The organism is Alteromonas infernus (assembly GCF_902705815.1).
The window spans coordinates 109,015-131,860 of sequence record NZ_CACSIG010000056.1 but is presented as its reverse complement, the minus strand read 5'-3'; the positions used below and the strand labels follow the sequence as shown (position 1 = coordinate 131,860).

Here is a 22,846-nt window from a genome sequence, read left to right as displayed (position 1 = left end):
TTTATTCCTTTCTTTTAATAACTTTTATGTGTTGTCAGGCGACTCTTCTGAGACTTCATCGCTAGGTTTCTTGCCTGCGTAAAAGCCACCCACAATGACCCCAACCTCGAACAACAGCCACATGGGAATCGCTAATAGTGTTTGAGAGATAATATCAGGGGGGGTTAGCAACATACCCACAACAAAAGCACCAACAACCACATAGGGGCGCTTGGCGCGTAATGATTTAGCATCGGTGACACCGGTCCAACACATTAAAATAATGGCTATTGGTATCTCGAATGAGACCCCAAATGCAAAAAACAGTTTCAATACGAAGTTTAAATAGCTTGAGATGTCCGTACTTACCGTTACTCCCTCTGGCGCAACACTAGTAAAAAACGCGAAGGCTATCGGAAATACCACGAAATAGGCGAAAGCCATGCCTGCGTAAAAAAGTAGCGTACTGGATAGCAGTAGCGGCGCCACTAAACGTTTCTCGTTTCGATACAGACCTGGCGCTACAAAGCCCCACACCTGGTACAGCACATAAGGGATCGCAATAAAAAATGATAACACCAACGTTAGCTTGAAAGGTGCGAAAAAAGGTGACGCAACGTCAGTTGCAATCATACTTGAATTTTCAGGCAGGGTTTCAAGCAGCGGCATCGCTAATAGCTGGTAAAGGTCCTGTGCAAATGCGGCTAGACAAATAAACACAACCAGTACACTCAAAAGCGCTTTGAGAATACGACTGCGCAGTTCAATTAAATGAGAAATTAGGTTGTTAGCGTCAGACATCTATTGCTTTTTGTAAGGTTCTTGAACCGACTCTGCAGCTTTTTTAAGCTCATCGACACTTTGTTCAAGTTCAGGTGAAAGATCTTTAAGCCCTTGTTGCTCTGCTTTTTTCAAATTCTCATGCAATTCGTGCACACGCAACTGATGCTCAACTTCTTGCTTAAAGCCGGTTGCTACATTTCGTACACTACGAATTGTATTGATGGTTGAGCGCATGGCCCCTGGCAGTCTTTCTGGCCCCAAAATAAGCAGTGCCAATACGCCAACAACCAATAGCTCCCAAAAGCCGATATCGAACATTAGGATTTTTCTTTAACGTCGCTCTGCGTCTCTGTTGAAACAGGCTCTGCAGCTGACTTTTCTTCAACTTGCTTCTTTTGTTCGAAGTCTGCGTCTTTTTCTTCTTCGCTGACTGCTTTTTTGAAGCCTTTAATTGCACCGCCTAAATCTGTGCCGATGCCTTTAAGTCGCTTAGTACCGAATAAAAGCACTACGATAACCAGTATAATCAGCAACTGCCAAATACTAATACCACCCATAAAATTAATCTCCCTAACATCAATTGAGACAGTATGCCATTGCCGGCCATTGCTTTCACCTGAATATTTACGTCAATGAATAAAGATTGACGTTTTGCCTGTGACAATCCATGCTCTGTATATGCGTAATACGAATACTGAAAACATTCAACTATTCTAATTTTTACAAGGAGTTAGTGAGTAATGCTATGCCTTACTGTGGTTTATTGCCATATGCTACTCACCGCCCCTCTAGTACCCGTCCCCCGTACCCCCGCGGTGAATACCCCCGTAAATGCGACCAGTGTACAAAGCACGGCACTTAATATTCAACATGGGGGGCATGAAAGCGCAATAAGTCAGAAGCCTGCCGACGACACAGCGCTGTCGCCTTCGTCACTTCCCCCCACCAACGCCTGGTTCGATATTTGGCAGCGAAGCTTCACTGATACCATGGACTTTACGGTAAAGCAGCTAGACGGTTTATTTGAGAGCGATGACAACAGCTACGGGCAAGGGCAAAAACAAGCCAGAGCAGAGGGCCGCATTCAGCTTGCTTGGGAGCCGAGAAGCGGAATGCTATCTGATACGGATCTGCGCTTTCGCGTAAGAGTTAGGCTTCCTGCGCTCCAAGAACGCGTGGATTTATTACTTAGTGATAATGAGGATGAGAACCAAGACAATACTGTTCGTGCCGCGCGTAATGTTAATGCTAACGATAGAGACAGAACCACCATTGCGCTTCGCTTTAGACCAGAGCAAGATTCACACTACTCGTACAGAATTGGGGCAGGTAGACGGGACCAGCTATACGCAAAAACACGTTACAGAGATGCCCTTGCCTTTTCGAATCAGTGGGCCATGTTATATGATGCAGAGCTCTACTATTACACTCGCGACCGATTAGGTGCAGAAGCTGGGGTCGCCTTCCAATACGAAATCAATAAAAAACACCTCGTCAGGCAGAATAACCGGTTTTATTTCCGCGATGATACGAACGACTGGCTGTGGCGCCACGAGGTGCACCATTTATTTTCTGTAGATCAACATAACGCCATTATTCCCCATTTTTTGGTGGAAGGACTTAGTCAGCCTAACTATCGCGTAGAAGAGGTATACACGGGTTTTAGGTGGCGCAACAACACGCTGCGCGATTGGCTATTTTTTGAAGTGGAACCTTTCGTATTATGGCTGCGCAACGAAGACTTTAAAACATCATACGGCGTAGCGCTTCGGGTAGAGGCATACTATGGGAAAGATACCTAAACGCGCTAAGAGCGCCATCCTTACCTCAACAACAATCTATTCATTTAGATAAAGCAGCGCATAAGGCTGCAGCAACCATTTTTATTGGCGATAACAAAAAAAGCTGTCAGATTGACAGCTTTTTCCACATTTTACCGCAACGCCGTATAACTTAGGGGCGCAGCGCTCTGTCACCTCGTGCCAGTCCACACACGCCCGTGCGCGATGACTCGATAATTTCTGCACATTGCCCCATAGTGGTGGCAAACGCATCTAGCTTATCAGAGGTGCCCGTGATCTCTATGGTGTAGTTATTTACGTTTACATCCACAATGCGCGCACGGAAGATATCTGCGTTGCGCTTCACCTCGGCTCTGACAGACTCAGTGCGAGTTGCCACTTTAATCAACATAAGTTCACGTTCAATGTGCGTGCCTTCTGTTAAATCAACAACTTTTAGCACATCGATAAGCTTGTTGACTTGCTTAGTGATTTGCTCGATAACCTTGTCGTCGCCGTGGGTGATAATAGTGAGGCGCGATAGGCTCTCGTCATCAGTGGGTGCAACACAAAGTGAATCTACGTTGTAGCCACGTTGCGAGAACACCCCTACGATACGTGATAGTGCGCCTGGGGCGTTTTCCATTAATACTGAGATAATACGTTTCATCAGGTTCGCTCCGTCTTGCTTAAGCGCATGTCATCCATTGCGCCAAACTTAATTTGCATTGGATATACGTGTTCGTTTTGGTCTACTGCTATGTCCATAAACACGAGGCGATCTGTGTAGCTGAAACATTTCTCCATAGCCGCATCTAGCTCGTCAAGTTTGTCTACTTTAATGCCTACGTGCCCGTAAGCTTCTGCTAACTTTACAAAGTCTGGCATTGAATCCATGTAAGAGTGTGAGTGACGCCCTTTATAAATCATATCTTGCCATTGACGCACCATACCCAGCGCACGGTTATTCAACGAGATAATTTTAATAGGCAAGTTGTATTGCAAACAGGTAGATAGCTCTTGGATATTCATTTGAATACTGCCGTCACCCGTTACTACCACAGAGGTTGAACCTGGGTGTGCAAACTGTACGCCCATCGCCGCCGGCAAACCAAAGCCCATGGTGCCTAGACCACCAGAGTTAATCCACTGGCGCGGTTTGTCATACGGGTAATAAAGCGCAGCAAACATTTGGTGCTGACCTACATCTGAGCTTACATAAGCCTTGCCGTCGGTATGCTTGTATAATGCCTCGATAACGCGCTGAGGCTTAATGACCTCTTCGCCTTGCTCGTAGTTCAAACACTGACGTGTACGCCAGGTTTCAATTTGCTGCCACCAGTCGGCTAACTTGTCACTTTGAGAAGATAAATCTTTCTTATTTACCTGGCTCAAAATTTGATCAAGCACTTTGTCTACCGAACCCACCACTGGAATATGTGCATTTACGGTTTTAGAGATTGAGGCAGGGTCGATATCCACATGGATAATATCAGCATGAGGGCAGAACTTATCGACATTATTAGTAACACGGTCATCAAAACGAGCACCTAACGCGATAATGCAGTCGGCATTGTGCATGGTTTTGTTCGCTTCAAGGGTACCGTGCATACCAAGCATACCGATAAATTGCTTGTGGGTGCCCGGCATAGCGCCTAGGCCCATGAGGGTACAGGTTACCGGTGCGTTTAGCTTTTCAGCCAACTCTATAACTTTCGCTGAAGCGTCGCAGGCGACTGCACCGCCACCCACATACAATACGGGGCGTTCGGCTTTAAGTAACGATTCAACCGCTTTTTTGACCTGCTTAGGATGGCCCTTTTCGGTTGGGTTGTAAGAGCGCATCGTCACGTCAGTGGGATACACATAAGGGTGTTCTTCAGCCACGTTAACAATGTCTTTTGGCAAATCTACAACCACCGGACCAGGACGGCCAGTGTTAGCAATATAATAGGCTTTAGCAATCGCTTCTGGAATATCAACCGCGCGCTTAACCAAGAAGCTGTGCTTAACGATAGGACGCGAGCACCCTACCATGTCAGTTTCTTGGAATGCGTCTTCACCGATGTGCTTCGACGGCACCTGTCCCGATAAAATTACCATCGGGATAGAGTCCATGTACGCAGTAGCAATACCTGTAATAGTATTCGTTGCGCCTGGACCTGATGTGACGAGCACTGTGCCGGTTTTGCCAGTTGAACGTGCATAACCATCCGCCATGTGGGCGGCTGCCTGTTCATGACGTACGAGGACGTGTTTGACATCATCTTGCGCAAATAACGCATCATAAATGTCTAGTACGGCACCACCTGGGTAACCGAACACGTGTGTCACTCCTACATCTTTTAGCGCTTCAACCACCATGGCTGCGCCCGACATCATTTTCACAGTGCTTTCTCCTGTAATGGGTTGGGGGGTTTGTCAGCGTACGTTGACGATGCCCCGACTATATCTAAGGTAATAGGAAGATAAAACACCAAATTGCGTAAAAGTGAGATATATATCCCAATATTCGCAATAATTAGGATAAATATTTCGACATCAGTATTGAATTGACAAAAAATAGGATAATTATTTACACAATATTAACAGTGTGAACAATAAAAATGACGAGCGAAAAGAAAGCGCCTTTATCTACCGTTTGTAAATGAAGGCAAAGCCTTAATCATCGAGGCTAATATCAATGTCACTGTTATCGCTTATATCTTCATCATCGTCAACCTCTTCTGCAGATGGGCGCTTAGAGCCATAAATGCTAGCGGTCTTTGGTCTATTAATTCGCGCTTGGTATTTTAACCACGCTTTTTCTTGAGAAGTTGCGGGCTCGCGATGGCCAAGCGCCGACTCTAGATAGGCTTGTTCTTCGTCGTTTCCCGGCGTGATCTTTCCGTCAACCAGTGCAGCAAACAAGCTTCCGTAACCTTGCAAAAGCTTGCTCTCGTTAATTGAAAAATCTCCTGAACGCGCAAAGCCGTAAGGGTAATTTTTCTTATCTGCGAAGGGTTTTCTGGTGATTTTTTCTTTTGTGATTACAGACATCTTAACCTCTTTCATTGCGGCCCCTCGTGTTACATTAATAGAGGGCTGCCAGCTAATAGTTGAATGAAATAGACTTCCGATATAGCGCCTTAATCGCTTACCACGTTATTCTTAGATGTGTTTTTGAATACTGTCAATTGGAAATAGGCCTGTCGTAAAAACTTAATATTGCTCCTTAAAGCAGACATAAAAAAAGGCCGCAAAAGCGACCTTCAAATAACGCGACATAGTTTAGCGTTTTTCGCTTACCCAAACCGTAATAGTACCATCTACAACCACTGTTCCTTCAGCGTTATACGCCTTAACTGAAATGGGTAAATCGCCAGGCTTCCACGCATCTGCTGGCACTTCGGCGACACAGCGAATATCTGAGTCTGCTTTCGCCGGATACTTTACTTCCATACCTTTTGGGATCCACCTAAGGTTTTTAGGGATTGACGCTTCGCACATAAAGCCCATGGCCATTTCTAAACCATTACAAATCGCAATGACATGAACCGTACCAATGTGGTTTTCTACCCCTTTACGCTTTTTAATAAGCACTTCACAGTAGTTAGGTTTGATGTCTGTAATAAGGGGGGAAACTGTTGAGAAATAAGGTGCTCTGCGGGCTGAATACCAGCTAAACAGCTTTTTGCCAAAGGGCAGTTTAAGGAATTTGTTATATGTATTTAGTACGTAATTCTTTGACATAGTTGTTCACGCTGATAGTTGAGAGCTTTTTATCTTTCGAGTGATTATTAAATCTGCGCCACTGGTTAGACCAGAGGAAGTTACATTAACATAATCCCAACGAAGTAGTGATGCAAATAAATTCCTATTTGGAGATATAAAAAAAAGCAGCTAAAAAGCTGCTTTTTGATATCTGTGTAGACGTTACATTGTGTAATTTACGCCTAGGTAGAAGAAGCGTCCTCTAGGCCCTGCCGGTCTCGACAATGTGCCAAGGTAAGGATCTTCCTCAAACGCGTTATTGATACCACCATATACTTCTAGGCTGTCTTCAAAAGTGTATGAAACAGAGAAATCATGCACCAACGCAGAGCCAGTGTGAGTTTGACTGATAAAATCAGGATCACTCTCGATATCCTGGTTTTCTAGCCCTGGAAGTAGCTGGCTTCCTTCGTAGCGTCCTCTCCACCCAACAACGAGTTCACCAATTATATAGTCTGCACTCATGTTTACGATCCACTCTGGTCGCCCAAACGTTCCAAGAACATCAGTGACTTCGTCAGGTGCACTCACATCCCTTACTTCATCATTTTTGAGGAAGTTTGTTCCGTTGATTGTGAATTCAATTCTTCCGTCTGTGTCGACTAATTTAGCCAACTCAAAGCCATAATCTACGCGGAAATCAATACCAGATGTCTCTACCGCTGCAAGGTTGATAAACCCTGAACGAAAATCTGTGATAAATCCATTTGTAGCATCACGGTCAATTGCGTCACAAAATTGGTTGTTGATTGTTGGCGCGTCTACGCAGTTAGATGCAATGTCAAAACCAGTAAGGCTATCAATCAGGCCATCAATTTCAATATTATAGTAGTCTAGTGTCACTACTAAACCTTCCAGCATACCGTCGAGCTCTGTATCTGGTCTCCACACTGTACCAATCGTGATGGTTTCTGCTTCTTCAGGATCAAGGTCTGGGTTACCGCCCGTTGAACCAGAAACAAACGCTGACAGGAAGTTAGTAGAATCATAAGTGCTATCAGCTACCGCGTCGCCAATCAGTGCAATACAGTTCGCCTCCCTGAACTCAGAGCCCGCACTAATTAAGTTTTGGTTACAAGGGTCATCTCCTGCACCAAGTGAAGCCGCAAATGTAGGTGCGAAGGCTTCATTAATGTTGGGAACCCGCACCGCTTCAGAGAAGGTCGTTCGAATACTAAATGTATCAACAGGTGACCATACTGTTCCTATCGTCCAAGCGTCATGCGTACCATATGGGTCGTAGTCTGAGCTTCTGTATGCAGTGCGCAGCTCTAATCGCTCAGCGAAATCGACACCTTCTAGTAAAGGTATAGTTGCTTCTACAAAGTATTCTGAAACATCGTACTCACCGTCAGAAGGATTGGTTGGGCCGTTGCGAGAGTCTAATGTTCCAAAGGTTAAGCCTGCTGCGGAGTATGGATCTGGCGTATAGGTACTTGACTCTTTTCTCCATTCGTAACCAAGAGCAAACATAACAGGGCCTGCCGGAAGCTCGAATAAATCAGAAGAGTCTCCCGATACTACTGCTAAGAAATTCTCTTGCGTTATATCGTTCTGCTCAGTGCCAGGTTGGAATATAAAGTTAGCCGCTTCAGCGCTGATTGAATCCTTTCCAAACAAATTCACTGGTACACAAGAACCATCACCAGGCTGGAAAGTTAAGAATCCAAAATTCGCATTCGCAGATGGAAACGGCGACGTAGGAGGAAGCGCAGAACTGTCTAGGTCAGAGCGACAAACAACATTGCCAGTTGCTGGATCTGTTACAGCGTCAATAGCGGCGAAGTATCTGTCTTCTATGCGCAAGTTCGAAGTAATGTCGGCATCAGTTCGACCGTAGTTATAGAAAACCTCGTACTCTAGAGCGGTGTTAGGGATATAACCGTCGAAGCCTGTAACAATACGATACGTTTTACGTTCCGCTTCTGGGTTTGAATTAGCGTTTATATCAAGAACATCGCGGGACATTACCAAGCTTGGTGATTCACCTTCTGCTTGTAATTCATTAATTTGAGACAGTAGAGCTGCAGGAATATACGGATTGTCTAGTGAGATTGGAATATCGTCATTGAAACCATTCACCTGATTAGTTTCTTTAGTCGAGCTAAATACGAATTTGGCATCTACAAAGAAATTTACGAATTCATTTAGTTCGTAATTTGACACTGCCTGTACTAAGACTCTTTTAGACTCTGGAAGGATAAGTTCAGCGTCGGGACTACCCGGTACACCATCACCACCACTCGCATCGAAAGGTCCAGCATAAACATCGCCGGGATTGTAGGCACGTAAGGTGCCGTCTTCACCCACTACCTGACACGTTGGAAACATGGACGTTCCGATGGTGCCGCAACCTAGCACGCCGCCAGATCCAGCGACATCTCCAAACGCACTGCCAGTTAATGAAATTACACCTCTGTCACTTGAAATTGGAAGTCTGTAATCTGGCACCCAAGTATTCTTGAAGCGTGAATCAATACCAAATGCACTCTGAGTAGCCTCTGTATTGGCTACTTGTGTATATAGACCAGAGCCTGCGAAGTCTCTATCTCTAGCATACACTGGGCTGGTTTCTTGGTATTCAACCGCGAATACTAAATCACCTTTATCTGTAGAAAAGCCGTTGGCCAATGATAAAAAGAATTCATTCGCATCACCATCGTCAGTCACACCTGTTTGAGTGCGAAGCTCTAGCCCGTCGAACGAGGCTCCGTTTCTCATATTAAAGTTGACAACACCGGTTACCGCATCAGCGCCGTAAACAGCTGAGGCACCACCAGTGAGGACTTCCACGTTTCTAAGTAAAGCAGTAGAGATGGTATTTACATCAACAGAGCCCGTACCCTCAATACCTGAAACATGTCGTCGACCGTTTTCCATAACTAAGGTTCGCTCACTACCTAGATTACGTAAGTCCAGTAAGCTTGCTCCTAGTGGGGTTCCATTAAATGCAGAAAAAGACCCCGGCAGTGACGCCTGTAGTTGAGGCGATTCACGCAACATGGCACCTAAATCTATTTGACCAGATGTTTTGATATCACCAGCATTAATGGCAAGAACAGGACTCGCTGCTTCCAGGGAGGAGTCTTGAGCAACGCGAGAACCGGTTACAACTACTTTTTCGACATCCTTCTCTTCAACAGCGGCTTCTTCCTGAGCCTGAACCGCAGATGCACTAACGGTAAGTGCAGATGCTACTGCAATTGCTAGTGCAGAAATATTGTTTTGCTTTGATGAACCAAAAGCCATGTGTGTTTCTCCAAGTATTACTTTTTCGTTCCAAAGTGCTCTTTACGGCACTTTCGAGGAGTCTAAAAGCGATGGTTATTTTTATATGTTTACAATTTGCGTTTTACATAATGCATTTTGCAAATGGTGTGCCTATCAAAAAGCAAGTAAACAGTGAAACTACCGCTAAAAAACGGCGCATTATGCATATTTACCCACTAAAATCTATTTAATATTCAAAAAGACTTAACTAACGGCTTTCGAATGCACATTTAATGTGCAAAAGAGCTCGTAAAATGTAGATTTATTGAGAACTAGGTTGAAATCAAGGCGGCACCGCACTAGGAAGGTGCAAAGAGTCATGAATAAGGATTCACAACGGTGCGTAAAGACAGACAGAATCGGCGCTGAAGCAATAAGCGCACGCAAATTTATACTTTCGTATAAATTTAAGAATACGCAGTTAATTAGGTCACCTTATGTATTTAATTAAGTAGGTCTTAAACCGTTTTTCAGAGCTGACGACTTGCCGATTCTTGAGCAAGTATGCACGGTGCTTTTCAGTGAAATAAGAGGTTATGGTTTGTAGCAAAAACTAATTTGAGTGCTTTGTGAAGCGATGGCCGACACTCGGTCGCGGGCGCATAAAGGGGGCGCATAGATTCAACATCACTGGCTGCTATAGAGTAGGAGTATAAAAATTTGGAGCGGGAAACGAGATTCGAACTCGCGACCCCGACCTTGGCAAGGTCGTGCTCTACCAACTGAGCTATTCCCGCATAGAGTCGATGCTGTGCATCTTATAGGCAATCTAGAGACCTAGATTAAAATTTGGAGCGGGAAACGAGATTCGCCAACTGGCCGACACTCGGTCGCGGGCCCACAAGGGGTCGCGCTTTTCACGCCCACTGAAAGTAAAGTTTACTATCAGGTTTAAAATTTGGAGCGGGAAACGAGATTTGCCAACTGGCCGACACTCGGTCGCGGGCCCACTAGGGGTCGCGCTTTTCACGCCCACTGAAAGTAAAATTTACTATCAGCTTTTAAAATTTGGAGCGGGAAACGAGATTCGAACTCGCGACCCCGACCTTGGCAAGGTCGTGCTCTACCAACTGAGCTATTCCCGCAACAAAAGAGGTACTTCGTTTGAAGTGGTGCGCATTTTACAAAAATTTTGGGGTAACGCAACCTTTAATTCTACTTTTTTTGTACCTCATGGTTTGAATGCTTAAATCGTAAACACTTTCTCACGATAATAGCGCATTTCTTCAATAGACTCGCGAATATCATCAAGTGCCAAATGCACACCTTTCTTGTCGAAACCGTCTAAAATTTCCGGCTTCCAGCGGCGCGTTAGCTCTTTTATTGTACTTACATCAACATTTCTATAGTGGAAGTAAGCTTCAAGCTCTGGCATGTACTTCACCATAAAACGTCTATCCTGACCGATGGTATTTCCACATAGCGGCGATTTACCCGCATCCACCCATTGCTCTAGAAAGGCAATGGTCTGCTTTGAGGCTTCTTCTACGCTTATTTTACTCTCTCGGCAACGCGCTGTAAGCCCACTTTCACCGTGAACGCGTGTGCACCACTCGTCCATATTGTTTAAAACGTCATCGCTTTGATGTACCGCAATTACAGGGCCTTCAGCCAAAATATTAAGCTGTGCATCGGTAACTATGGTGGCAATTTCCATAACTACGCAGGTTTCAGGATCTAACCCTGTCATTTCCATGTCTATCCAAACAAGGTTACTGTCGTGTTTACTCATTACTTTCCTCTTTGCGCCACAGACATGGCAACCATGCCCTACAAACGGTATTATTGACATAGTATACGTGAAACTAGAAAAGAATCGTGGCGAAAAAACCAAAACTTACACAACGACAGAAACGACAAGTTGCAGCAAACAGAAGCAAACGCTTGCGTGAAAAGCACGGCGCTAAAGATGCTTCGAGTCTGGACGAAAGCGCGTTAGAGAGCGGTACTGTAATTGGCCGCTTCGGCAAACATGCCGATGTTGAAGATACCAATGGCGAAGTTTCCCGCTGCCATATTCGCCGTACGGTCGACTCTGTGGTATGTGGAGACAAGGTGTTTTTCAGTAAAGGGGATGACGCTGAGTCGGGTGTAAGGGGTGTTATTGAAATAGTAAAAGACAGGCATTCTGTACTTACCCGCCCTGATTATTACGATGGTATTAAACCCATTGCCGCGAATATCGACCGTATCATTGTAGTTAGCTCAATATTACCCTCTCTTTCACTGAATATTATCGACCGCTATTTGGTGGCCTGTGAAGATATTGGCATTACGCCACTTATTGTACTTAATAAAGTAGAGCTGCTTAGCAATGAAGAACGCGTAACCGTCACAGGGCAGCTTAAAACCTATGAAAAACTAGGCTACGAAGTGCTGTTTACGAGCTGTAAAACTGGCGAGGGTATTAATACACTTAACGAATACCTTAACGATAATATCAGCGTTTTCGTGGGGCAGTCGGGCGTTGGTAAATCGAGCCTTATTAACCAGGTTCTGCCAGATGCCGATGAATTAACCGGTGATATCTCAGATAACTCAGGGCTGGGTCAACACACCACCACCGCTGCTAAACTGCTTCATTTACCGGCTGGGGGTGATTTAATTGATTCTCCAGGAGTACGTGAGTTTGGCCTGTGGCATATTCCCGTTGAGCGTATCACATGGGGTTTTATTGAGTTTAGAGACTATTTAGGCGGCTGCAAATTTCGCGACTGCAAGCACTTGAACGATCCGGGCTGCTTGTTAAGAGAAGCGGTTGAAGAAGGGAAAATCAGTGCAGAACGCTTTGACAGCTACCACCGAATATTAACCACGATGGAAGAGCAGCGTCCTAGCCATAGTCAGCCCCCCCGGTGCATAAGCGGTTTTAAACAAAACGCGATAACACTCACCGAGAGTAAACCCGTGCTTATGCTTTTGTGTAAGCACTCATAACCCTAAAGTTGCTCTAAATACTACGACTTACTATACAATAACGCTATCTATGCAATGCGTTATTGTTTGCATAAAAGAAACGGAGATATTTTGTGTTAGATTGGCTTAAAGTTAATTTACAATACGTTACCCCAAAGCATTTGCTTTCTCGCCTTGTAGGCAAACTCGCTGAAGCAGAGATGGGTGGCGTGACAACCTTTTTCATCAAGCTATTTATTAAGCAATACAATGTTGATATGACCGAGGCTCTTCATGAAAAGCCCGAGCATTACCGAAGCTTCAATAAATTCTTCACTCGTCCGCTTAAGCCAGAAGCGCGCACTATAGATGATAGTGATGATGTGCTAATCCATGCTGTTGACGGCACAGTGAGCCAGTTTGGCGATATCCGCAGCGACAGCATTTTCCAAGCGAAAGGCCATGACTTCAGCCTTACCACGTTATTAGGCGGAAAACCTGATGTTGCCGCACCGTTTAAAAACGGCAAGTTCGCAACAGTTTACTTGGCGCCACGTGACTATCACAGAATCCATATGCCTATTGAAGGTACGCTAACTGACATGCTGTACGTGCCGGGCGAACTGTTTTCGGTCAACCCGCTTACTGCACAAAATATTCCGGGCCTTTTCGCACGTAACGAACGTGTTGTAGCGCTGTTCGACACCCCGGTGGGCAAGATGGCAATGGTATTAGTAGGTGCAACTATTGTGGCGAGTATCGAAACGGTTTGGGCTGGCACGGTGACTCCACCTACAGGTAAGACGGTCCAGCACTGGTCGTATGAAACTGATAGCGAAGCGGCGGTTAAGTTAGAAAAAGGGGCTGAACTTGGGCGCTTTAAGCTAGGCTCAACCATTGTGGTTTGCTTCGAAAAAGACATGATAGATTTCGAAGATATTGCCCCTGGCATGGTGACACGCTTAGGTGAGCCGATGGCTTCAAAAATGTCTTCACAAAAAGCTATTACGCCAGAGCAAACTACCGAAACTCCTGTTCAAGCTAGCAACGAGTTTGATGACAATGCTGGCGAAACCAAGAAAAATACACCTTCAGAGGGCGCTGACAGCTAATTTATGGATGCTGTTAAAAAAAGCCTGATTTCGCTTCACCTCACGGTTGTTTTATTAGGTGGTACGGCCCTTTTTTCTAGGCTTGTACCACTTAGTGCCAGTGATATTACCCTGGTCCGCTCGGTATTTGCATGCATTGCCCTGTTTGCATTTCTAAAGCTGGCCAAAAATAAAATAAAGCTGAATAGCAGAAAAGATTACGGCGTTGCGCTTGGCTTAGGCTTACTCATGGCGCTTCATTGGGTTACCTACTTTGCGGCGATGCAGTATGCCGGCGTATCTGTGGGCATGATTGCGCTTTTCACCTTTCCTGTAATTACCGTACTTATCGAACCTTTTTTCGAACGAGTAAGGCTGGTTTGGCAGGATATCCTATCTACGCTAACGGTGATCATTGGCGTATACCTAATTGTGCCTGAAACATCGTTAGAGAACGATATTACGCTTGGCGTTCTAATAGGCATTGCCTCTGCTATTTTGTATTCGTTTAGAAACCTTATTCATCGCAAACACTTTAAGCATTATACTGGTGCACAAGCGATGGCATGGCAAACCTTAGTTATTAGCGTGTTGATGCTGCCTGTAGGAAGTGAAGCCATTGCCTCTGCCTCAACGAATTCATGGCTCATGTTGTTGCTATTAGGCACCGTATTTACAGCCCTGCCCCATGCGTTAATTGCAGCGAGTCTGCGACATTTACGAGCAAAAACTTTTTCTCTAATAGCCTGCATGCAGCCTCTTTACGGCGTTTTTCTCGCTATTATTTTGCTAAATGAAACGCCTGGCTGGAGTGCGCTAGTAGGAGGCATACTCATTACCTCGGCGTCAGTTTATGAAACGCTTAATACCCATAAGTTGCACAGTTCAAACGATGAATAATGCGTATTGATAATGGAAGGGGCTAGTACCTATGCTCATTTTTGCACACCGCGGTGCCAGCAAAGCAGCACCTGAAAATACACTTAAAGCCTTTAGGTTAGCGTTTGAGCAACATGCAGATGGTATTGAGTTCGACACTTATCAGCACGATGACGGCATTGTAGTTTTCCACGACAGGACCCTTAAACGTCGTGCTCGCGAGCCGGGTTACCTGTTAGATGCATCGTGGCAAGCGCTTCGAGAAATGGACATAGGCGAAGGTGAGCGCATACCAACCCTTTCTGAAACCCTAAATTGTGTTGTTGATAATAAGTGGTGCAATATCGAAATTAAACACTTAAACGATGTCGATAGCTGGGTTGAAGACGTAAAGCAGGCTGTGCAAGAAAGCGGTATTAACGTTGATAAGCTGCTTATATCCTCATTTAATCACCATTGGCTTCATGCAATCGCAAAGCGCTGGTCAAAGGTTAAGATTGGAGCGCTCTCGGCAAGTTACGAACTAGACTGTACTGCCAGCGCCCGAGCACTTAACGCCTATTCGGTTAATATTGCCTTAGATGCTGTTGATAAGAGCTTTGTACACGAGGCCCTACGCGATGGGTTTGACGTATTTGTATATACCGTTGATGAACCAAGGGATATGCTAATGCTACGAGAATGGGGGGTTACAGGTATCTTTACTAACGTGCCCGATACAGCCCTTAAGGCACTGTCTTAATTAACCCCAGAGCTCGTTTTTTTGAATACGTTGTACTGCTTATTTTAATTCGGTAGAAAGATGCTCTGAAAATACGGTGCTCTTGCAGCATTTACACTGTCTGCACAAACGCATATTAAACCAGTGCCCGGCTACAATAAGCGCTGCCCCGAGAGCGATGGTAAATGGTTCGTAGTGATGCCCAAAAATATCTTTATGCCAGTAAATAGCGCCACCTGTGAACAATAATATAAGTGGGTAGTATTTACCGTGGTAACGGACAGCACCGCTAATCAACGCCACTGCGCCTACAATTAAAGAGAAGGTTAAAATGGTTCTTTCGAACCACACTTGCGCAAAAAAGCTTGAACCTACAAGAGGTAATAGCGGGATCAAGACAGGTAGAGCGAGACAATGCAACGCACACAAGCTCGACACCCAAATGCCAAGTTTGTCTAGTTTTGTTGGATTCTCATCAATTGGAGTCATTACTCTAAATACCACCGTGCCGGAATATGTGCGCAAAAATACTGTCAGAGACGTTATATTATAACAGACTAGCAAAAATGCGAAACGTTCCCACATTAAATTTTGATCTTATTGAGACGAAAGTAGACTAATGAAGGGGGAAAGTAAGTGGGTTAACTATTCCTTTGGCGCAACATCAGTGATTTCTGGCGACACTTTTCGCGTGCTATATCGAGTGTGCTCTAGGTTTTCTGAACTTACTTTATTCGTGAAAGCCAAATTATTTTTCAGAGTAATATTTTTGTCAGCAATGTTTTTACTGGCAATTATGTGGTGTGAAAGCCCTGCGGTTTGCTCATGCACATTTGGAAACTGCTTCGCCACTTTCGGTGCATCGGGAAAATAGTCTGCCACAGAGGCGAGGCTAAAGCCTTCTTTTTCAAGTAGTGGTAAATGCGTTTGCAAAAAGTCTATGGTGGCAGGATGAGGGTGACCTATAACTAAAACTCGTCCTTCACGCTTAGCAATACGCTTCATCTCATTGAATTGCTGTAATAAAAACGCAGGCTCTAAGCGGTGATCAAGGAACACTTGGCGACTGGCGTTAGGCACACCGAGTTGTTCGGCAATTTCCTTTCCTTTAGATAATACTGTCGTTCGGCTGTCGACAAAGAATAGCCCCTGACGCTTCACCTCTTTAAGTAACGCTTCCATCGCCTCTCGCTGCCCGGTAAAGGCACTTCCCATATGGTTGTTGATACCCACCGCGTTAGGTACGCTCTTCATTGCCCTGCGGACATTGTGTGTAATAGCACCGGCGTACATATCAGTTGAAAGCCCAAGGGGCCCCATATTTTTACCATTTTGAGCCTGCATCGGCATATGCAGCATTACCGCCCTGCCCTCTTTTTCAGCGCGCTGCGCTATTTCAGATGCCAAAGGCGTTTGTGGGAGTATGGAAAAAGTAACTTCTTTAGGAAGAGAGAAAGCAGCGATATCGGACGGCCTGTAGCCCAGGTCATCTAAGATTATTATTATGTCTGACTTTGCTTTGACGTAAGGGCTAACAAGCCCGCATAAAACAAAGATTATACAAGGCGTTAGCAGACGCAAAAGCATCTAAATCACATCCATTTTTCATCATTATTATTTAGCGCACAATACACATAGCTGTGTTTTATTTTTAACTCTCAAACTTAGCATACCAACAACTGGTTCAGTTTCAACGTTGCTGATGACTTTAGTGTTATTTTAATAGCGCCAGCCCACGCGCGCACTCTGGTTGGGCAACCGCTCAGTCTAGCCACGAGCTTGGATTAAGGGCTTTACCTTTGTGGCGAATTTCAAAGTAAAGGTTAGGATATTCCTGACCGCCACTTCGCCCAACAAGGGCTATTCGCTCGCCCCGTCTAACATCGTCACCAGCCTGTTTAAGCAAAGCTTGATTGTGCCCATACACGCTCATGTAGCCTTTACCATGGTCAATAATAGCAACCAACCCGAAACCACGAAGCCAATCGGCGTAGAGGACTTTACCAGGGGCGATGCTATTGACAGGGTCGCCTTCTGCACCATCAATGATAATACCTTTCCAAGATACTTGCCCTTGGCGGCGGCTACCAAATAGCTTTCGAACTCTCCCTTTCACTGGCGGCGTTAACTTTCCTTTGAGCTTCGCTAGTCCGTCCATAGATACTTCCGCATTCCTTGCAGCTCGTTCAGCGGCTATACGCGCGGCCTCTATAGCATCTCTAAGGGCTTTTTCATCGGCCTGCAATGAAGCAATTCTTTGGTTTTCCGACGCTATAGTTTTATTGATTTTTGTGAGTGTTTTTTTACGGTCGGCTTGGCGCGTTATGAGCACCGCGCGCTGACCTTCTTGCTCTTCTTTTAGAGCGGCAAGCGATTGCGCTTTTTCATCGAGCTCAGCGTTAACTTCCTCAAGCCTTGCTACATTGCTTCTAAAACTTTCAATCTCTTTTTGACGAGCTTTAGCAACATATTGGTAATAGGTAATTACGCGTTCAAATGTGCGGGCGTCATCTTGATAAAACAACATTTTTGCGTAGTCGTAATGCCCAGCCATAAAAGCACTTTTTAATTGACTAGATAATAAAGACTGCTGTTTGCGAATAGCCGCTTTAAGGGTTTCTTGCTCAGCACCAAGCTTTGCTTGTTCTTGCTCTACATTGGCAAGCGACTGACGAGTAATGGCTAATGCCTTGGCGACTTTCGCTATCTCAAGTTCAGAGGCTTTAAGTACACTTTTTAGCTCTTGCGCACTGGCTTTATTATTTTTTAATACCTGTTGGCGCGCGCGAAGCTCTGCCTGTAGTTCTGCTAACTTCTCTTTTTGCGCACTGGCCCCGGCTTCTTGCGCAATAGCACCACTTCCAATCGGCAGAGTAGCGAGTGCAATAATACACCCTATGATTGAAAGTAATGACCGTAATGACATAACGTGTGCTTAAAACCTCGCCTTTTTCGATAATGCGTCAATTTCGTTATTGCTATTAATAACATTTTCCAGTGTATCTGACGGTCACGCATATGCCCAGTGCAATTTATCCGTAATATCAACCATCTAAAGTATTTCTATGAAGCATGCCGCACCTCACATCCATCTTAGTGAAAGGTAGGCTGGTTTCTCGCCCATTTTTCTATATACTTTGCACTCTTTTCATGGTCTGTAGACAGGGTTAGAGGTAATGGATCAACTAATTGAATTTGCTAGCAACAACTTTATTCTTGCTGGTATTTGGGTTGCGCTGATTGCCATGTTGATATTTAGTTATATCAGTGCATGGACATCTTCGGTAAAAGAGCTAAGCACTCACGAAGCAACACTTTTAATTAATAAACATGACGCAATAGTACTTGATACACGTCCTGCGAAAGAATTTAATGCAGGTCATATTTTGGGTGCAAGGCAGATTAAACCTGAAGAAGTGCGCGAGAAAAACTTCAAGAAACTTGAAAACAGTAAAGACAAACCCATTATCGTAGTATGCGCTATGGGTAATCAGGCTCGTGGTACAGCAAATGCGATGCAAAAAGACGGCTTCGCGAATGTGAATGTATTAAAAGGCGGAATGAACGCATGGCAAAGCGCCAGCCTTCCCGTTTCTAAATAACAGGTAACCTTTATGAGCAAAGTAGAACTTTACACCAAGGGCCACTGCCCATACTGCCATCGCGCAAAAGCGCTGTTGACGCAAAAGGGTGTAGAATTTATTGAATACCCGATAGATGTTAAGCCTGAGCTACGCGACGAAATGATTGAGCGAGCAAACGGCGGCTGGACTGTTCCACAGATTTTCATTGACGATCAGCACGTTGGTGGCTGTGACGATGTGATGGCTTTAGAAACACAAAGCAAACTAAACCCTATGCTGGGTTTAGCGTAAAGCGTCAGCGCATACAGCAACGCACTACATTAAATTAAAACGACAATTAAATAGGAAATACCATGGCTGACGAAAATCAGACAAACAACGGCGAAGCAGCAGGCGCACAAGCGCAGCAGGGTGCTCAGTTCAATATTCAGCGTATCTACACAAAAGACATCTCTTTTGAGTCTCCAAACGCGCCAGCTATTTTCACTAAAGAGTGGAAGCCAGAAATTAAACTAGACATCGACACTAGCACGAACAAGCTAGAAGAAAATGTATTTGAAGTTGTGCTTTCAGTGACCGTAACGGCAACACTAGGCGAAGAGACGGCCTTCCTATGTGAAGTACAGCAAGCAGGTATTTTTGCTATTGGCGAAATGCCAGACCAAAACAAAGCGCACACGCTAGGTTCGTTCTGCCCGAACATGCTTTTCCCATATGCGCGTGAGACAATTTCTAACTTGGTTAACCGTGGTACTTTCCCTCCACTTAACCTCGCACCTGTAAACTTCGACGCTATCTTTGCCGCTTACGTGCAAAAACGTGCACAGCAAGCGCAGGGCGAAGCGCCTAAAATGGACGCCTAATTAGTTGACCATGAAGGACGTGGACATGAAGTCGAATCCGGTTTCAGAGTCAGTTTCAGTATTGGGGGCGGGGTCTTATGGCACCGCCCTTGCTTTTTGTCTTGCCAGAAATGGTAACCCCACATTACTTTGGGGTCGCGATGAAAAGCACGTTGCCGAGATGAACACCAACCGAGAAAACGCTCGCTATCTTCCAGGCGCAACATTTCCTGATGCGTTGGTTGTTAATGCCAACCTAGAAGAAGTGGTCGCTGCCAGCCAAGACATCTTAGTGGTAGTACCTAGCCATGCATTTGCGGCTATGCTTCAAAGCTTGAAGCCCTTGCTTAAACCGCATCAGCGTATTATTTGGGCAACCAAAGGGCTAGAGCCTAAAACCGGTCGTTTACTTCGTGATGTAGCAGAAGAAATTCTGGGAACCGACTATCCGCTAGCGGTGCTTTCAGGCCCCACTTTCGCTAAAGAGATGGTAGCAGGCTTGCCTACCGCTATTTCACTGTCTTCTACCGACGATACCTTAAGTGACGAGTTTGCAGCAAAACTGCACTGTGCGAAGTCATTTCGCGTGTACAAGAACTCAGACTTCACGGGTGTTCAGCTGGGCGGTGCGGTGAAAAACGTTATCGCTATTGGCGCTGGTTTAGCAGATGGATTAGGCTTTGGTGCTAATGCACGTACAGCGTTAATCACCCGTGGCTTAGCAGAACTCACCCGTTTGGGCGTAAAGCTAGGTGCAAATCCAGAAACCTTTATGGGTATGGCGGGTCTTGGCGATTTGGTATTAACCTGTACTGACAATCAGTCGCGCAATCGTCGCTTTGGTTTGGCACTAGGCCAAGGTAAAAGCGTGGATGTGGCCATTGAAGAAATTGGTCAGGTCGTTGAAGGTTACCGCAATACTGAAGAAGTACACGTATTATCGAAAAAAGTGGGGGTGGAAATGCCTATCTGTGAGCAGATATACGCGGTGCTTTATCACGGAGAATCCCCTAAAGAAGCAGCCTTAGCCCTGCTTGGTCGAGATTTAAAAAACGAAGCGTAATCACATTACGCTTCATTTTTATTTAGTTATTTCAGCGACTAATTAGCGACCTTCTCTTATCACTATCACTTTTGCGTTGTCTCGATAGCCATCGTGGTTATGTTTATAGCGCTTAGAGCTTTTCACTTTCTTCGCCTTCTTGTAGGGTGAATCAACGACCACATAGCGATTTCCTTGCTTGCGGTAGTAATGGTTATTCGCAACGTAGTAACGATGATTATTAATAACCTCAACTCTATGCGCCCCCGGCAAAACATTAACGTACAGCCCAATCTCTGGTACGCTAATGGCTACATCAACCAAAGTGCGAGCAGGCTGTGTAATAACGGTTACCGTTTCATTTGCCCCTCTTTTACCGTGAGAGTGATGCCCTGAGTGCGCGCTAGCTTGCCCAGCCACCATTAAACAAACGCCGGTAATAATACTGAGTGTTATACGTTTCATAATGCTACTCCTAACTCATTTGTGTATATTCACAGGCTATACTAATGAGTGAAGCTGAACGAAAACTGACTCTGACGCGCTTTACGCTGTCTTTACATTGGGCATAAAAAAGCCCTTATAACAGGGCGTTTTTAAAATGAATATCTTCAGAAAGCTTTTACCCGCCTTCTGCTACCGGGCACCTTCGTAGCCAAACTGGCGCCAGCTTTCATATACAAAGACAGATACGGCATTGGATAAGTTCATACTGCGGCTGTCTGGTAACATGGGAATGCGAACGCGCTGCTCTGGCGGTAGCGATTGAATATAATCATCCGGTAAACCACGGGTCTCAGGACCAAATATAAGTGCATCGCCTTTTTGATAGGATACATCGCTATGAAACGCTTTGCCTTTGGTGGTGCAGGCAAAAACGCGGTTCGGTTTTGCATCTTCAAGGTAAGCATCTAAACTAGCATGGCGTTTTACATGAGCAAACTCATGGTAATCTAAGCCTGCACGACGTACCCGCTTGTCGTCCCAATCAAAGCCTAAAGGCTCAATAAGGTGCAGCATAAAGCCGCTATTCGCACATAAGCGAATAATATTTCCAGTATTTGGCGGGATTTCTGGCTGATAAAGTACGATATCTAGCATGCTTGTTTAAATTACCTTCAAGATTAAAAACCCGTTCATTTTATAACGAAACCGCCCTTTGCATCACCCTACCCTTCTCTTTAATTGCATGTTAATGGTCTTAACCATGCAGCATAGTTAACGAGTAACCTTAGCTTTCTGTAAGAAAATCGAGAATGCGGGTGAGCGAGCGTTCACGAATATCGTCAGACTCGGTGAAGAGCTCATGATAAGCACGAGGTACAATTTCTAACGTTGCGTTAGGCATACGCTGCGCTATAAGACGCTGGCGCTTATTATCGATAATAGCATCGTCATCGGCACTTAATACCAGTGTGGGGGTGGTAATGGCCCCAGCGCTGTTTTCAATTTTATTCATTGCCTGGTGGGCTGCCGCTAACCATTCAGTAGTCACGCCGCCTAGCTGTATATCCTGCTCTTCGTCATACAATTCGCGGAATAGTGCGTAGCGGGTTTTACTATGCGTCAGTTTATTCAGTGCAAATGGAAAGGCGATATACGGTGTCTGCCCGAAGAAGTAGCCTGAATCGGCTTTTTTCATTCTATTAACCGCAAGGCCAGTGCGTATTAGCCCGTTTGCTAGCCAGTTAGGCAGCGATGGCTTAATGCCAAACATCGGTGATGCAAATACGGCTTTAGAGAAAAGCTTTGGCATGCGCAGTAAAGTCAATGCGCCTATTGCTCCACCCATCGAGTGGCACACTAACAATAAAGGCCCTTGTTGCTTAGGCTTAACAATGGTTTCTACAAATGTGACAAAGTCATCTACGTAATCATCGAAGTGGGCTACATAGCCATGCTGCGGGTCGCTTGTCATTCGGTCAGATAGGCCTTGACCTCGGTGATCAAGAATAAAAACGGCAAAGCCATTTTGATAGAGATCGTAAATAAACTCTTTGTATTTTAAGTAAGACTCAATACGCCCTGAACAAATCACAATCGTTGCGCGAGGCGACTTAGGAATACAATGCGAATAGCGCACTGTGATATTGTCTTTTCCTACGAAATGGCCCTGCGTCACGCTGTGCTGCCAAAAAGGATTAATATCTGTAGCAAAAGTGCTAGCTAAGTTATTTTCAGACGTGAACGCCCAGTTCATAAATACCCTTTTACTGTCAATACGCG

The 22,846-nt window shown here is 45.1% G+C and carries 24 protein-coding genes and 2 tRNA genes; 9 read left to right on the top strand and 17 right to left on the bottom strand.

The window, feature by feature from the left end; all coding sequences use genetic code 11:
* Positions 1–24: 24 nt before the first annotated feature.
* The 3 genes from tatC to tatA are packed head-to-tail and all read right to left on the bottom strand — an operon-like array spanning position 25 to position 1,319.
* Entirely contained in the window at positions 25–780 is a 756-nt protein-coding gene (tatC, locus tag ACX5J7_RS14495) for a twin-arginine translocase subunit TatC (protein WP_012517067.1), read from the bottom strand.
* Positions 781–1,080: a Sec-independent protein translocase protein TatB gene (gene tatB / locus ACX5J7_RS14490; protein WP_012517066.1), complete on the bottom strand. Its 300-nt coding sequence runs from the start codon at positions 1,078–1,080 to the stop codon at positions 781–783.
* Entirely contained in the window at positions 1,080–1,319 is a 240-nt protein-coding gene (gene tatA / locus ACX5J7_RS14485) for a Sec-independent protein translocase subunit TatA (RefSeq protein ID WP_012517065.1), read from the bottom strand. The genes tatB and tatA overlap by 1 nt, the downstream gene beginning before the upstream one ends.
* Positions 1,320–1,502: 183 nt before the next feature.
* Between tatA and ACX5J7_RS14480 the strand changes: the two genes are divergently transcribed.
* Positions 1,503–2,564 carry a hypothetical protein gene (locus ACX5J7_RS14480; protein WP_474116354.1) on the top strand — a complete coding sequence of 354 codons (1,062 nt, stop codon included), beginning with the start codon at positions 1,503–1,505 and terminating at the stop codon, positions 2,562–2,564.
* Positions 2,565–2,715: 151 nt separating this feature from the next.
* On the opposite strand, the gene ilvN is transcribed toward ACX5J7_RS14480, so the two are convergent.
* From ilvN to orn, 8 genes are all read right to left on the bottom strand, one after another.
* A complete protein-coding gene (gene ilvN, locus ACX5J7_RS14475; RefSeq protein ID WP_012517062.1) occupies positions 2,716–3,213 on the bottom strand; it encodes an acetolactate synthase small subunit in 498 nt (165 codons plus the stop codon).
* Entirely contained in the window at positions 3,213–4,931 is a 1,719-nt protein-coding gene (locus ACX5J7_RS14470) for an acetolactate synthase 3 large subunit (RefSeq protein WP_020742783.1), read from the bottom strand. Before ACX5J7_RS14470 ends, ilvN begins: the two co-directional genes overlap by 1 nt.
* A 273-nt stretch (positions 4,932–5,204) precedes the next feature.
* Positions 5,205–5,582 (bottom strand): MaoP family protein, encoded by a 378-nt coding sequence (locus ACX5J7_RS14465; protein WP_015066112.1) that lies wholly within the window; start codon positions 5,580–5,582, stop codon positions 5,205–5,207.
* 231 nt (positions 5,583–5,813) lie between these two features.
* On the bottom strand, positions 5,814–6,275 hold the full coding sequence (locus tag ACX5J7_RS14460) for a hotdog fold domain-containing protein (RefSeq protein ID WP_012517059.1): 462 nt from the start codon (positions 6,273–6,275) through the stop codon (positions 5,814–5,816).
* A 183-nt stretch (positions 6,276–6,458) separates the two neighbouring features.
* Entirely contained in the window at positions 6,459–9,545 is a 3,087-nt protein-coding gene (locus ACX5J7_RS14455; protein ID WP_498707369.1) for a TonB-dependent receptor domain-containing protein, read from the bottom strand.
* A gap of 682 nt (positions 9,546–10,227) precedes the next feature.
* A tRNA-Gly gene (locus ACX5J7_RS14450) sits at positions 10,228–10,303 on the bottom strand.
* A 272-nt stretch (positions 10,304–10,575) separates the two neighbouring features.
* Positions 10,576–10,651: transfer RNA gene (locus ACX5J7_RS14445), tRNA-Gly, on the bottom strand.
* 101 nt (positions 10,652–10,752) lie between these two features.
* Entirely contained in the window at positions 10,753–11,298 is a 546-nt protein-coding gene (gene orn / locus ACX5J7_RS14440) for an oligoribonuclease (protein ID WP_020742780.1), read from the bottom strand.
* Positions 11,299–11,384: 86 nt separating this feature from the next.
* On the opposite strand from orn, the gene rsgA reads away from it, so the two are divergent.
* From rsgA to ACX5J7_RS14420, 4 genes are all read left to right on the top strand, one after another.
* Positions 11,385–12,503 carry a small ribosomal subunit biogenesis GTPase RsgA gene (gene rsgA, locus ACX5J7_RS14435; protein WP_498707368.1) on the top strand — a complete coding sequence of 373 codons (1,119 nt, stop codon included), beginning with the start codon at positions 11,385–11,387 and terminating at the stop codon, positions 12,501–12,503.
* Positions 12,504–12,595: 92 nt separating this feature from the next.
* A complete protein-coding gene (asd, locus tag ACX5J7_RS14430; RefSeq protein ID WP_498707367.1) occupies positions 12,596–13,573 on the top strand; it encodes an archaetidylserine decarboxylase in 978 nt (325 codons plus the stop codon).
* A 3-nt stretch (positions 13,574–13,576) separates the two neighbouring features.
* Positions 13,577–14,452, top strand: a complete 876-nt coding sequence (locus ACX5J7_RS14425; RefSeq protein WP_012517053.1) for a DMT family transporter — start codon at positions 13,577–13,579, stop codon at positions 14,450–14,452.
* A 31-nt stretch (positions 14,453–14,483) separates the two neighbouring features.
* Positions 14,484–15,173, top strand: a complete 690-nt coding sequence (locus ACX5J7_RS14420) for a glycerophosphodiester phosphodiesterase (protein ID WP_012517052.1) — start codon at positions 14,484–14,486, stop codon at positions 15,171–15,173.
* A 39-nt stretch (positions 15,174–15,212) separates the two neighbouring features.
* Here ACX5J7_RS14420 and ACX5J7_RS14415 read toward each other — a convergent pair whose 3' ends face one another.
* The 3 genes from ACX5J7_RS14415 to ACX5J7_RS14405 all read right to left on the bottom strand — a co-directional run bounded on the left by ACX5J7_RS14415 (position 15,213) and on the right by ACX5J7_RS14405 (position 18,078).
* On the bottom strand, positions 15,213–15,641 hold the full coding sequence (locus tag ACX5J7_RS14415) for a MerC domain-containing protein (protein WP_071950660.1): 429 nt from the start codon (positions 15,639–15,641) through the stop codon (positions 15,213–15,215).
* Between the two features lie 156 nt (positions 15,642–15,797).
* On the bottom strand, positions 15,798–16,739 hold the full coding sequence (locus tag ACX5J7_RS14410) for a divergent polysaccharide deacetylase family protein (protein WP_012517050.1): 942 nt from the start codon (positions 16,737–16,739) through the stop codon (positions 15,798–15,800).
* A 175-nt stretch (positions 16,740–16,914) separates the two neighbouring features.
* The gene (locus tag ACX5J7_RS14405; protein ID WP_012517049.1) at positions 16,915–18,078 is read right to left on the bottom strand and encodes a murein hydrolase activator EnvC family protein; all 1,164 of its coding nucleotides are present in this window, start codon (positions 18,076–18,078) and stop codon (positions 16,915–16,917) included.
* Between the two features lie 250 nt (positions 18,079–18,328).
* Between ACX5J7_RS14405 and ACX5J7_RS14400 the strand changes: the two genes are divergently transcribed.
* The 4 genes from ACX5J7_RS14400 (at position 18,329) to gpsA (ending at position 20,641) form a co-directional block, all read left to right on the top strand.
* A complete protein-coding gene (locus ACX5J7_RS14400) occupies positions 18,329–18,754 on the top strand; it encodes a rhodanese-like domain-containing protein (RefSeq protein ID WP_012517048.1) in 426 nt (141 codons plus the stop codon).
* Between the two features lie 12 nt (positions 18,755–18,766).
* The gene (gene grxC / locus ACX5J7_RS14395; protein WP_020745261.1) at positions 18,767–19,027 is read left to right on the top strand and encodes a glutaredoxin 3; all 261 of its coding nucleotides are present in this window, start codon (positions 18,767–18,769) and stop codon (positions 19,025–19,027) included.
* A 62-nt stretch (positions 19,028–19,089) separates the two neighbouring features.
* Positions 19,090–19,599, top strand: coding sequence for a protein-export chaperone SecB (gene secB, locus ACX5J7_RS14390; protein ID WP_012517046.1), 510 nt, complete (start codon positions 19,090–19,092; stop codon positions 19,597–19,599).
* Between the two features lie 10 nt (positions 19,600–19,609).
* A complete protein-coding gene (gene gpsA, locus ACX5J7_RS14385; RefSeq protein WP_498707366.1) occupies positions 19,610–20,641 on the top strand; it encodes an NAD(P)H-dependent glycerol-3-phosphate dehydrogenase in 1,032 nt (343 codons plus the stop codon).
* A gap of 42 nt (positions 20,642–20,683) precedes the next feature.
* On the opposite strand, the gene ACX5J7_RS14380 is transcribed toward gpsA, so the two are convergent.
* The 3 genes from ACX5J7_RS14380 to ACX5J7_RS14370 all read right to left on the bottom strand — a co-directional run bounded on the left by ACX5J7_RS14380 (position 20,684) and on the right by ACX5J7_RS14370 (position 22,820).
* Positions 20,684–21,085 carry a hypothetical protein gene (locus ACX5J7_RS14380; protein ID WP_020745259.1) on the bottom strand — a complete coding sequence of 134 codons (402 nt, stop codon included), beginning with the start codon at positions 21,083–21,085 and terminating at the stop codon, positions 20,684–20,686.
* Between the two features lie 171 nt (positions 21,086–21,256).
* Entirely contained in the window at positions 21,257–21,721 is a 465-nt protein-coding gene (gene trmL, locus ACX5J7_RS14375; RefSeq protein ID WP_012517043.1) for a tRNA (uridine(34)/cytosine(34)/5-carboxymethylaminomethyluridine(34)-2'-O)-methyltransferase TrmL, read from the bottom strand.
* Between the two features lie 130 nt (positions 21,722–21,851).
* Entirely contained in the window at positions 21,852–22,820 is a 969-nt protein-coding gene (locus ACX5J7_RS14370) for an alpha/beta fold hydrolase (RefSeq protein ID WP_498707365.1), read from the bottom strand.
* Positions 22,821–22,846 lie beyond the last annotated feature (26 nt).

Excerpts from the sequence above, each read along its gene's own strand:
- tatC (WP_012517067.1), bottom strand. The coding sequence starts at position 780 with ATGTCTGACGCTAACAACCTAATTTCTCATTTAATTGAACTGCGCAGT.
- tatB (WP_012517066.1), bottom strand. The coding sequence starts at position 1,080 with ATGTTCGATATCGGCTTTTGGGAGCTATTGGTTGTTGGCGTATTGGCA.
- tatA (WP_012517065.1), bottom strand. The coding sequence starts at position 1,319 with ATGGGTGGTATTAGTATTTGGCAGTTGCTGATTATACTGGTTATCGTA.
- ACX5J7_RS14480 (WP_474116354.1), top strand. The coding sequence starts at position 1,503 with ATGCTATGCCTTACTGTGGTTTATTGCCATATGCTACTCACCGCCCCT.
- ilvN (WP_012517062.1), bottom strand. The coding sequence starts at position 3,213 with ATGAAACGTATTATCTCAGTATTAATGGAAAACGCCCCAGGCGCACTA.
- ACX5J7_RS14465 (WP_015066112.1), bottom strand. The coding sequence starts at position 5,582 with ATGTCTGTAATCACAAAAGAAAAAATCACCAGAAAACCCTTCGCAGAT.
- ACX5J7_RS14460 (WP_012517059.1), bottom strand. The coding sequence starts at position 6,275 with ATGTCAAAGAATTACGTACTAAATACATATAACAAATTCCTTAAACTG.
- ACX5J7_RS14455 (WP_498707369.1), bottom strand. The coding sequence starts at position 9,545 with ATGGCTTTTGGTTCATCAAAGCAAAACAATATTTCTGCACTAGCAATT.
- orn (WP_020742780.1), bottom strand. The coding sequence starts at position 11,298 with ATGAGTAAACACGACAGTAACCTTGTTTGGATAGACATGGAAATGACA.
- ACX5J7_RS14425 (WP_012517053.1), top strand. The coding sequence starts at position 13,577 with ATGGATGCTGTTAAAAAAAGCCTGATTTCGCTTCACCTCACGGTTGTT.
- ACX5J7_RS14420 (WP_012517052.1), top strand. The coding sequence starts at position 14,484 with ATGCTCATTTTTGCACACCGCGGTGCCAGCAAAGCAGCACCTGAAAAT.
- ACX5J7_RS14415 (WP_071950660.1), bottom strand. The coding sequence starts at position 15,641 with ATGACTCCAATTGATGAGAATCCAACAAAACTAGACAAACTTGGCATT.
- ACX5J7_RS14410 (WP_012517050.1), bottom strand. The coding sequence starts at position 16,739 with ATGCTTTTGCGTCTGCTAACGCCTTGTATAATCTTTGTTTTATGCGGG.
- ACX5J7_RS14405 (WP_012517049.1), bottom strand. The coding sequence starts at position 18,078 with ATGTCATTACGGTCATTACTTTCAATCATAGGGTGTATTATTGCACTC.
- ACX5J7_RS14400 (WP_012517048.1), top strand. The coding sequence starts at position 18,329 with ATGGATCAACTAATTGAATTTGCTAGCAACAACTTTATTCTTGCTGGT.
- grxC (WP_020745261.1), top strand. The coding sequence starts at position 18,767 with ATGAGCAAAGTAGAACTTTACACCAAGGGCCACTGCCCATACTGCCAT.
- secB (WP_012517046.1), top strand. The coding sequence starts at position 19,090 with ATGGCTGACGAAAATCAGACAAACAACGGCGAAGCAGCAGGCGCACAA.
- gpsA (WP_498707366.1), top strand. The coding sequence starts at position 19,610 with ATGAAGGACGTGGACATGAAGTCGAATCCGGTTTCAGAGTCAGTTTCA.
- ACX5J7_RS14380 (WP_020745259.1), bottom strand. The coding sequence starts at position 21,085 with ATGAAACGTATAACACTCAGTATTATTACCGGCGTTTGTTTAATGGTG.
- trmL (WP_012517043.1), bottom strand. The coding sequence starts at position 21,721 with ATGCTAGATATCGTACTTTATCAGCCAGAAATCCCGCCAAATACTGGA.
- ACX5J7_RS14370 (WP_498707365.1), bottom strand. The coding sequence starts at position 22,820 with ATGAACTGGGCGTTCACGTCTGAAAATAACTTAGCTAGCACTTTTGCT.